Genomic DNA, 9,039 nt, shown 5'->3' with positions numbered 1-9,039 from the left:
CCGTCTCGGCGGGGGGTGTCGCCGGCGAGTCGGCGCTGCTGGCCGCGCTGAACGCCGCGCGGACCGGGCAGATGCACGACATCGTCGCGACGATCCAGGCCGAGCAGGACGCGATCATCCGGTCCGAGCACAAGAGCGTGCTCGTCGTCCAGGGCGGCCCGGGCACCGGGAAGACCGCGGTGGCCCTGCACCGGGCGGCGTTCCTGCTGTACACGTACCGTCGGCAGCTCGCGAAGAGCGGTGTGCTCATCGTCGGACCGAACTCGACGTTCCTGGACTACATCGGGCAGGTGCTGCCGTCCCTCGGCGAGACCGGCGTGTTGCTGTCCACGATCGGTGACCTGTACCCCGGGGTGCGCGCGAGCGTCGAGGACTCCCTCGAGGCAGGCGCCATCAAGGGCTCGCTCGGCATGATCGAGGTGCTGAAGAAGGCGGTGCGGGACCGTCAGGAGATCCCGACGACGCCGATCCCCCTGGTCTTCGACACCTACCGGCTGACCCTCGACCGCAAGACGGTCACGCGGGCGCGGGGCCGGGCCCGGTCGTCGCGCCGGCCGCACAACCTGGCTCGCCCGATCTTCGTCTCCGCGGTGGTGGACGCGCTCGCCGACCAGCTCGCGTCGATCATCGGTGCGAATCTGGTCGACGGCGGAAACCTGTTGAGCCGGGACGACATCGACGACATCCGGGCCGAGATGCGGGCGGACCGCGACATCACGGCGGCGATCGACTCGCTGTGGCCGCAGCTGAGCCCGCAGCAGGTGCTCGCGGAGCTGTTCGCGTCCCGGGAGCGGCTCGCGTCGGCGGCGCCGGAACTCGACGAGGACCAGCGCGCACTGCTGCTGCGCCCCTCGGCGACGCGGGTGTTCAGCGCCGCGGACGCGCCACTGCTCGACGAACTCGCCGAGTTGCTCGGCGTCGACGACGCGGCCGAGCGGGAGCGCGTCGCGCGGCAGTGGCGCAAGCAGATCGCCGACGCGCAGGGCGCCCTGGACATCCTGACGGGGTCGGCCCCGCAGGATCTCGAGGACGAGCTGGATCCGGAGATCCTGATGGCGTACGACCTGATCGACGCCGACCAGCTCGCGCAGCGACAGAGCCGCTCGAGCCACGAGACCACGGCCGAACGGGCCGCCGGGGACCGGACCTGGACGTACGGGCACGTGATCGTCGACGAGGCGCAGGAGCTGTCCGAGATGGCCTGGCGGATGCTGATGCGGCGCATCCCGAACCGTTGGATGACCCTGGTCGGCGACACCGCGCAGACCGGGGATCCGGCCGGCAGCTCGTCCTGGCAGCGGATCCTGGAGCCGTACGTGGCCAACCGGTGGAAGGAGGCCGAGCTGACCGTCAACTACCGCACGCCCGCGGAGATCATGGAGATCGCACATGCGGTCCTCGCCAAGATCGATCCGCACCAGGTGCCGCCCCGCTCGGTGCGCGAGTCCGGGTTCACACCGTGGGTCCGGAACGTCGACGCGGACGGCCTTCTCGAAGCCGTGCACGGCGCCCTCGCGGCCGAGGACGGCCCGGGCCTCACGGCGGTGATCGTGCCGCACGATCTCGCGGCGCAGTGGGCGCATCTGCGGTCGGATTCGGTGCGGGTGTCCACCGTGAAGGACGTCAAGGGACTGGAATTCGATTCGGTGCTGCTGGTGGAGCCGACCGCCATCGTGGCGGAGTCGCCTCGCGGGCTCAACGACCTGTACGTGGCGCTCACCCGCGCCACCCAACGGCTCGGGGTGCTGCACACCGGGGAACTGCCCGAGGCACTGGCGGCGCTGGTGGCGCCGGCCCGGCTGTGACAGGTCACCGATGTGCCGTTTCACCGACTGCGCCGTTCGGCCGGGCGGTATGTTGCGGACGAACGTGCGACCGGTCGGAGCGGGAGGCGGGGCGGTGAGAGCGGTGTGGCCTCGGGGGCGCTGGGCGCGCATCCTGGCAGGGTTCGGGGTCCTCGCCACCACCGCGGGTTGTGCGGGGACCGCGGCCTCGGAGGACTCCGCGGCCGCCATCCCGGTCACGGTCCCGATGGCGGCCGCACCGGTCGAGGCGGAGGCGCTGGACGGGCCGGCCCTGCGGTTCAAGCAGGCCCTGGCCGAGGCCGGGCTGGCCGCCGGGGTGCCCGACGAGACGCTGGTGGCACTGGTCCGGGGGACGTGTGCCCAGCTGGCCGCCGGCCTGCCGGAAGAACAGATCCTCGGCTCGGTCCGGTCCGTCGCGGCCTTCGCAGCGTCCGTCTCGCGGGCGGAGTTGCAGGGCGACGACGCCGCCCGGTTCTACGTGGGTGCCGCCCGCGAGACCTACTGCTGATCGACGCGTCAGCGGACGGTGTGCACGATGAGCACGTCCGAGGTCGACTTGCGGGCCAGATCCGAGGGTACGGAGCCGAGCAACCGGCCGGTGAGGGTGTTCAGGCCCCGGTTGCCCACGACGAGCAGGTCCGCCTCCACCTCGTCGACCAGTTCGAGGAGCGAGTCGACGGGAGCCCCGACGACGGCCCGTTCGAGGACGTTCTTGGCGCCGGCTGCGTGGGCCTTCTCCCGGGCGGTGCGCAGGATGTCGTAGGTGGGCGCCGATCCGGTCACCTGGTAGGCGTCCTCACCGAGCACGTCGGCGGCGCGGGCGCTGTCCTTCGGATCCACCGGGTAGTAGGCGCACGCGATGACGAGACGGGCCTCGGCGTCACCGGCGAGAGCTGCTGCCTTCTCGACGGCGCGGTACGACGACTCGGAACCGTCGGTTCCGACGACTACGGTCCGGTAGGCGCTCATGCATTCCTCCATGAAATTGGTCGGGTTTCGCCGGCGGGCGACCGTCGTTGCGTCCCCCTTCCGACTGCTGCGTCGACAGTAGCGGCCGACCGGACGGGGTTGACGGCCTTTGGGGTGGATCCCACAGGGCCCGCCGCCGTGCGCTCGACGCCACTGACGACCGTTGACGTTACCGTGCGTCACCGTAACGCGGGCCGAACATCTGCGCGGGGAACACGCCGGACTCCACGATGGCGTCCCGCCACGGCAGCGCGAGCTCCGTCAGCCGGTCGGCCTTGTCTTCGCCCAGCGCCGCCCACGGCACCGCCGCGAGGTCGTCGGTCAGGTCCTCGACGAGTTCGCGGACCTCGAAGCCCTCGTCCGTGAGCGCACCGGAGCGGTCGAGCAGTCCGCGCGAGCGCAGCGCCGTCTCCGCGTCGGCCCACTCCTCCTTGCTCCAGCCGCGGCGCGCGCGGGCGAAGTCCTCGCTGAACCCGATCCCCGCGGCGGTGTGGGTGACGAGGGCCTCGATCCCGGTCAGGCCGGCGGTCTGCAACGCCGCGACGTGCCCGTCGCCCCGGTATTCGCGCAGCAGGGTCAGCGCGTGCCACAGGATCAGGTGCGGGGCGTCCGGCCACGGCAGGTCGGCGTGCCCCGCGTACAGCGGCCGGCCCTCCGGTCCCGGGACGGCCCGGGCGGCGCTCGCGGCGAGGTCCGCCGCCTCGCGCATCTCCGGCGAGTCCAGCACCTCGGGCCCGAGGATTCGGGCCAGCGACTCGTCGATGCCGCGCAGCCGGGCGGCCACGACGGCCTCCGGGGTGGCGAGCCGCCAGGCGTGCGGGATCGCGGACGCGACGAGACGGGGACTGAAGTTGTAGAAGGTGGCGGTCACGACGCCCGCCCCGACCGCGCCGAGCGCGGCGGAACGCGCCGCGAAGTACCGCATCCGGCCGGCCTCGAGGCCGGTGTCGCCGAGCGCGGCGTCGACTTCGGGGGCGAAGTACCCGACGGAGTGGATCAGTTCGAGGGCACGGGCGATGCGGCCGGCAGACTGTGGGTCCATGCCGCAGACGCTACGCGAGGCCGGCGGCGTCCATCCCGCGCAGTTCCTTCTTCAGGTCGGCGATCTCGTCGCGCAACCGCCCGGCCAGTTCGAACTGCAGCTCGCGGGCCGCGTTCATCATCTGGTCGGTCAGTTCCTGCACGAGGTCCGCGAGTTCGGCCCGGGGCATGGACTTCACGTCGCGGCCCTCGTAGACGCCGGCGCTCACGGCGCGACCGGATTCCCCCTGGGCGCGGCGGCCGCGGGAGGCGTTGCGGCCCGAGCCCCCGACCTCCACGGTGTCGTCGGCCTCCTCGTAGACCTGGTCGAGGATGTCGGCGATCTTCTTGCGCAGCGGCTGCGGGTCGATGCCGTGCTCGCGGTTGTACGCGATCTGCTTCTCGCGGCGCCGCTCGGTCTCCTCGATGGCACGCGCCATCGAGTCGGTGACCTTGTCGGCGTACATGTGGACCTCGCCGGAGACGTTGCGGGCGGCCCGGCCGATGGTCTGGATGAGGCTGGTGGTCGAGCGCAGGAACCCCTCCTTGTCGGCGTCGAGGATCGCCACGAGCGAGACCTCGGGTAGGTCGAGGCCCTCGCGGAGGAGGTTGATGCCGACGAGGACGTCGTACTCGCCGAGCCGCAGCTGCCGGAGCAGCTCGACGCGCCGGAGGGTGTCGATGTCCGAGTGCAGGTAGCGCACCCGGATGCCGAGCTCGAGCAGGTAGTCGGTGAGATCCTCGGACATCTTCTTGGTGAGGGTGGTGACGAGCACCCTCTCGTCCCGGTCGGCGCGCTCGCGGATCTCGTGTACCAGGTCGTCGATCTGGCCCTTGGTGGGCTTGACGACGACCTTCGGGTCCACCAGTCCGGTCGGCCGGATGACCTGTTCGACGAACTCGCCGCCGGCCTGCCCGAGCTCGTACGGGCCGGGGGTGGCCGACAGGTACACGGTCTGGCCGATGCGGGCGGCGAACTCCTCCCAGGTCAACGGGCGGTTGTCGACGGCCGAGGGCAGCCGGAACCCGAATTCGACGAGGTTGCGCTTGCGCGACATGTCCCCCTCGTACATGGCGCCGATCTGCGGGACGGTGACGTGGGACTCGTCGATGACCAGCAGGAAGTCCTCCGGGAAGTAGTCGATCAGGGTGGCCGGCGCGGAACCGGCGGGACGGCCGTCGATGTGCCTCGAGTAGTTCTCGATGCCGGAGCAGAACCCGACCTGGCGGATCATCTCGAGGTCGTACTGGGTGCGCATCCGCAGGCGCTGCGCCTCGAGCAGCTTGCCGCGGTTCTCGAGGTCGGCGAGACGGTCCTCGAGTTCGGCCTCGATGTCGGTCACGGCCCGTTCCATCCGCTCCGGCCCGGCGACGTAGTGGGTGGCGGGGAAGATCCGCAGCGAGTCCACCTTGCGCACCACGTCCCCCGTCAGGGGGTGCAGGTAGTAGAGCGCGTCGATCTCGTCGCCGAAGAACTCGATGCGCACGGCGAGTTCCTCGTACGCGGGGATGATGTCGACGGTGTCGCCCTTGACCCGGAACGAGCCGCGCGTGAACGCCATGTCGTTGCGGGTGTACTGCACGTCCACCAGCAGGCGCAGCAGGGCGTCGCGGGGCACCTCCACCCCGACCTCGAGCGCGATGGAACGGTCCAGGTAGGACTGCGGCGTGCCCAGGCCGTAGATGCACGACACGGATGCGACCACCACGACGTCGCGACGGGAGAGCAGCGCGGAGGTGGCCGAGTGCCGCAGCCGTTCCACGTCGTCGTTGATCGAGGAGTCCTTCTCGATGTACGTGTCGGTCTGCGCGATGTACGCCTCGGGCTGGTAGTAGTCGTAGTACGACACGAAGTACTCGACGGCGTTGTGCGGCAACATCTCCCGCAGCTCGTTGGCGAGCTGCGCGGCGAGGGTCTTGTTCGGCGCCATCACCAGGGTGGGGCGTTGGACCCGCTCGATCAGCCACGCGGTGGTGGCCGACTTGCCGGTGCCCGTGGCGCCGAGCAGCACCACGTCCTTCTCCCCCGCCTGCAGGCGGCGCTCGAGCTCGTCGATCGCGGCCGGCTGATCCCCGGCGGGCTTGTGGTCGCTGACCACCTCGAACCGGCCCTCGGCCCGTTCGATCTCCCCCACGGGGCGGAACTCGGAGTGGGCGACAACGGGATGCTCGCTTGCGAACGCCATGGGAACCAGGGTAGGCGGCGGCACCGACAATGCCGATCGGCGGCGGCAGGGACCCGGTGCCTGGCCGCCGGGACACGGAGTCATCCGCCGGGACACGGAGTCGTCCGCCGGGCATGATCGGTCGGACCGGCCCGCCCGTCCACCGTCGGCTCTCGTCGGAGCGTCCGCCCGGGAGACCGCGAAATCCAGGGGGTACACGTGAACGCTCGCAACGACCCGAAGCCCGCGGTGGCGCCCCCACCGGACTATCGGGTCCACACCCGGCTGGACCTGAAGAACGACCCGCGGGCGGCCACGGCCGTCCGGACCGTCCTCGTCCTCACCGTCGCCGTCCTCCTCGGCGCGGCAGTGGTCCTGGGCCTGCCGCTGCGGAGCGGGTGGGGCACGGCGCCCACGGTCGTCGTCACCGTCGTGGCGTGCCTCGGCTACCTGGCGGTGCACGAACTGACCCACGGCCTGGTCTCCCGGATCCTCTCCGGCGTGCGCCCGACGTACGCGGTGCGGTTCCCCTTCCTGACGACGGGCAGCGACGCCTGGCTCACGCGGAACGCGGCCGTGACCGTCACGCTCGCCCCCGTGGCGCTGTGGGGCGCGGTCCTGGTGGCCTTGCTGTTCGCCGTGCCCGTCGACTTCGTCCTCACCGTCTTTGTCGTCACGGTGGTGAACTTCGCGGGGTCGGCCGGCGACTACGTCCAGGCCGGCGTGCTGTGGCGGCTGCCCGCCTCCGCGCTCGTGCAGGACAACGGGTACGAGACGACGACGGTGGTGCCGGCCGGGCCGGCGGGCCGGTAGGTCCGGCACCGGCGGGTTCGCCGGCCCGGACCGCAGTAACGTTCAGCCCATGTCCGAGGCGAAACTTCACCACGTCAAGGTCGAGACCTTCGATGTGGCCGCGCACACGAACGTCGACCCGAAGGGCATCGTGCGGGAGGTGGAGGTGTACCGGGTCGAGCGGTGGGGCCTGTACATGGCGCGGCCCGCCGACCACCCGCAGTTCGGGTATCTCGAGTCGTGGCTGCTGCCGGACCTCGGCCTGCGCGCGTCGATCTTCCACTTCCGGCCCGGTTTCGAACGCGACCAGGACCGGTACGTCGACGTCGGCGAGTTCTGGTGCGAGGGGAACGTGTGGCACTCGCGCGACCACTACCTCGATCTCGTGGTGCGCACCGGCCGCGACACCGCCGTCGAGGACGTCGACGAACTGCTCGCCGCCGCGGCGGCGGGACTGCTGGATCCGGGGACCGCCGAGCGCGCGGTGCAGCGGGCGTTGCGGGCGGTGGACGGCATCGCCACGCACGGCCACGATCTCGATGCCTGGCTGGCCGCGCTGGCCATGCCGGTCAGCTGGCGCTGAGCGGGTCCCGCCTCGGTCCGGGCGTCAGGCCGACCAGCCGGTCTTCTCTGCCCACTCCCAGGCACGCGTGTAGGCGCCGTCGAACCAGGGGGCCTTCTCCCCGGCGTAGACGGCGGCGGCCTCGGCCGGGTCGTGCCGGGCGGCCGCGTCACGGGCCGCGGCCTGCTTGATCTCGGCGAATTCGGCGACGGCCTCGGGGTTCGCGCGCAACCAGTCCCGCAGCAGCAGGGCGAACTGCTGGCCGGGCCAGCCCTGCACCCGCAGATGCACGTACGCGGGCCGACCGGGGTCGGCGCTGCCGTGCAGGCGCGCGCCCCACACGGCCGGGTCGGTCTCGCCGCCGGCACCGTACGACGGCCGCGGGTCGTCGTGGTCGACGTGGGCAATGCGGGGGAATCCGGCGCCGGCGAGGGGGTCCTCGAGTGCGTCCGCCGCGGCGAGGTCCGGCACGGTGATCTGGAGGTCGAGCACATCGACGGCGGCCAGCCCGGGCACGGCGGTCGAGCCGATGTGGTCGATCCGCACGGCGCCGCCCCCGGCGGCGAGCGCGAGCCGGCCGATCAGCCGCTGCGCCTGCCGGTGCCAGTCCGGATTCGGGTCGCGGAGCACCGGCGCCGGCTGCACGGGGGTGCGGCTGCGCAGGTTCGCCTCGAACGGCACGAGCCGCTCGGTCCACAGGGCGCGCACGGCCGCCGCGAGGGCGTCCCGGTCGCCGTTGTTGTCCAGCCAGACGTCCGCGGCCGCGCGGCGCTGTTCGTCGGTGGCCTGGGCGGCGATGCGGGCCCGCGCGTCGCCCTCGGGCATCGCACGCAGTTCGACCAGGCGGCGCAGGCGCTCGCCGGCGTCGGTGTGCACCACGGCGACGAGATGGAACGCGGGCGCCATGCCGCCCTCGACGAGGAGCGGGATGTCCTGGACGACGATGGCGTCGGCGGGTGCGGCGGCGACCAGTTCGGCGGTGCGCGCCCCCACCCGGGGATGGGTGATCGCGTTGAGCACCGCCCGCGCCTCGTCGCTGGCAAAGGCCTTGGCGGCCAACGCCGGTCGGTTCAGGGATCCGTCCGGCAGCAGGATGTCGTCACCGAAGGCCGCGGCAAGTTCGGCCAGGCCCTCGCTGCCCGGCGCGACGACTTCGCGGGCGATGGTGTCCGCGTCGACGAGCATCGCCCCCAGCGCGACGAGTTCGTGGGAGACGGTGGATTTGCCCGCTCCGATGCCTCCGGTCAGTCCGAGTCTCAGCACGTCGAACAGTGTCGCATCACCGATCCGGGTGCCGGACACCGGCCGGTCGTCACACTGCAGTCACAACGGGGTCACGGACTGGTCGCGACCTGGGATTTCGTCGGCAACACGCCCATCTCACCCGCCTCGCCTGCCCCAGTATCATCGGCGCGTCAGATATCGTCGGACCGAGCGTCCGACCATCGTCATTACCCGCCCCACTCGAAAAGGCACCGCATGCGATCCTCCCCTCAGCTGCCCGGTCGGCATCGCCTCGGCATGGAGAACGGTGTTCACTGCATCCTCATCCCCGAGGTCGCCGCCGCGCTCGCCGAGCACCGGCGTAACTGGTTCACCATGCTGCTCAGCAACGCCCGCCACAGCCAGGCGGCGATCCGCAAGCGCGCCGCCGAACTGCCGGCCCAGTGGGCCAGCACCCCGGCGGTGAGCTGAGCACCTCCGGCATCCGGTCGGCGCGACGCCG

9 protein-coding genes are annotated in these 9,039 nt (G+C 71.8%); 5 read left to right on the top strand and 4 right to left on the bottom strand.

The features are described 5' to 3' along the window. On the top strand, nucleotides 1–1,805 hold a 1,805-nt coding region (locus CQZ88_RS21795; protein WP_258008720.1), incomplete at its 5' end, for an ATP-binding domain-containing protein. Between the two features lie 94 nt (nucleotides 1,806–1,899). Then, nucleotides 1,900–2,313, top strand: a complete 414-nt coding sequence (locus CQZ88_RS21790) for a DUF732 domain-containing protein (RefSeq protein ID WP_232334186.1) — start codon at nucleotides 1,900–1,902, stop codon at nucleotides 2,311–2,313. An 8-nt stretch (nucleotides 2,314–2,321) separates the two neighbouring features. Here the strand turns inward: CQZ88_RS21790 and CQZ88_RS21785 are convergent, their stop codons facing one another. From CQZ88_RS21785 to uvrB, 3 genes are all read right to left on the bottom strand, one after another. Next, on the bottom strand, nucleotides 2,322–2,774 hold the full coding sequence (locus CQZ88_RS21785) for a universal stress protein (protein WP_006948093.1): 453 nt from the start codon (nucleotides 2,772–2,774) through the stop codon (nucleotides 2,322–2,324). 169 nt (nucleotides 2,775–2,943) lie between these two features. Further along, complete coding sequence (locus CQZ88_RS21780; protein WP_006948091.1) at nucleotides 2,944–3,816, bottom strand: hypothetical protein; 873 nt, start codon at nucleotides 3,814–3,816, stop codon at nucleotides 2,944–2,946. A gap of 10 nt (nucleotides 3,817–3,826) precedes the next feature. Further along, on the bottom strand, nucleotides 3,827–5,980 hold the full coding sequence (uvrB, locus tag CQZ88_RS21775) for an excinuclease ABC subunit UvrB (protein ID WP_006948089.1): 2,154 nt from the start codon (nucleotides 5,978–5,980) through the stop codon (nucleotides 3,827–3,829). A gap of 198 nt (nucleotides 5,981–6,178) precedes the next feature. Here uvrB and CQZ88_RS21770 point away from each other — a divergent pair, with 198 nt between their 5' ends. Further along, complete coding sequence (locus CQZ88_RS21770; RefSeq protein WP_102800301.1) at nucleotides 6,179–6,772, top strand: DUF3267 domain-containing protein; 594 nt, start codon at nucleotides 6,179–6,181, stop codon at nucleotides 6,770–6,772. A 49-nt stretch (nucleotides 6,773–6,821) separates the two neighbouring features. Next, nucleotides 6,822–7,334, top strand: coding sequence for a DUF402 domain-containing protein (locus tag CQZ88_RS21765; RefSeq protein ID WP_065922522.1), 513 nt, complete (start codon nucleotides 6,822–6,824; stop codon nucleotides 7,332–7,334). 24 nt (nucleotides 7,335–7,358) lie between these two features. On the opposite strand, the gene coaE is transcribed toward CQZ88_RS21765, so the two are convergent. Then, entirely contained in the window at nucleotides 7,359–8,576 is a 1,218-nt protein-coding gene (coaE, locus tag CQZ88_RS21760; RefSeq protein ID WP_180987060.1) for a dephospho-CoA kinase, read from the bottom strand. A 216-nt stretch (nucleotides 8,577–8,792) separates the two neighbouring features. Here coaE and CQZ88_RS21755 point away from each other — a divergent pair, with 216 nt between their 5' ends. Continuing rightward, on the top strand, nucleotides 8,793–9,008 hold the full coding sequence (locus tag CQZ88_RS21755; RefSeq protein ID WP_006948069.1) for a hypothetical protein: 216 nt from the start codon (nucleotides 8,793–8,795) through the stop codon (nucleotides 9,006–9,008). The last annotated feature ends 31 nt before the right edge of the window (nucleotides 9,009–9,039 follow it).

Source organism: Rhodococcus sp. ENV425 (assembly GCF_002887785.1).
Taxonomy (GTDB): Bacteria; Actinomycetota; Actinomycetes; order Mycobacteriales; family Mycobacteriaceae; genus Rhodococcus; species Rhodococcus aetherivorans.
Note: the sequence above shows the minus strand (reverse complement) of the source record. Positions and strands in the feature narration are given on the sequence as shown.